1 protein-coding gene is annotated in these 1,022 nt (G+C 62.4%); it reads left to right on the top strand.

The annotated features are described in order from the left end of the window. Window positions 1–1,022, top strand: a 1,022-nt coding sequence (gene tuf / locus BO1_RS48975) for an elongation factor Tu (protein WP_028223796.1), incomplete at both ends; no start/stop codon positions are given.

The raw sequence follows: 1,022 nt of genomic DNA, 5'->3' as shown, positions 1-1,022 counted from the left end.
TACGACCAGATCGACGCAGCGCCGGAAGAAAAGGCACGTGGTATTACCATCAACACCGCGCACGTCGAGTACGAAACGGCTAACCGCCACTACGCACACGTCGACTGCCCGGGCCACGCTGACTACGTGAAGAACATGATCACGGGCGCGGCACAGATGGACGGCGCAATCCTGGTGTGCTCGGCCGCTGACGGCCCGATGCCGCAAACGCGTGAGCACATCCTGCTCGCCCGTCAGGTTGGCGTGCCTTACATCATCGTGTTCCTGAACAAGTGCGACATGGTCGACGACGCCGAGCTGCTCGAGCTGGTCGAAATGGAAGTGCGCGAGCTCCTGTCGAAGTACGACTTCCCGGGCGACGACACGCCGATCATCAAGGGTTCGGCCAAGCTGGCGCTGGAAGGCGACAAGGGCGAACTGGGTGAAGTGGCGATCATGAACCTGGCCGACGCACTGGACACGTACATCCCGACGCCGGAGCGTGCAGTTGACGGCGCGTTCCTGATGCCGGTGGAAGACGTGTTCTCGATCTCGGGTCGCGGCACGGTGGTGACGGGGCGCGTCGAGCGCGGCATCGTCAAGGTCGGCGAGGAAATCGAAATCGTCGGTATCAAGCCGACGGTGAAGACGACCTGCACGGGCGTGGAAATGTTCCGCAAGCTGCTCGACCAGGGTCAGGCAGGCGACAACGTCGGTATCCTGCTGCGCGGCACGAAGCGTGAAGACGTGGAGCGCGGCCAGGTTCTGGCCAAGCCGGGTTCGATCACGCCGCACACGCACTTCACGGCTGAAGTGTACGTGCTGAGCAAGGACGAAGGCGGCCGTCACACGCCGTTCTTCAACAACTACCGTCCGCAGTTCTACTTCCGTACGACGGACGTGACGGGCTCGATCGAGCTGCCGAAGGACAAGGAAATGGTCATGCCGGGCGACAACGTGTCGATCACGGTGAAGCTGATCGCTCCGATCGCGATGGAAGAAGGTCTGCGCTTCGCAATCCGCGAAGGTGGCCGTACCGTCGG

This window comes from Paraburkholderia oxyphila NBRC 105797 (genome assembly GCF_000685075.1).
Taxonomy (GTDB): domain Bacteria; phylum Pseudomonadota; class Gammaproteobacteria; order Burkholderiales; family Burkholderiaceae; genus Paraburkholderia; species Paraburkholderia oxyphila.
The sequence above is the reverse complement of the archived record's forward strand: the minus strand, read 5'-3'. Positions and strand labels throughout refer to the sequence as shown.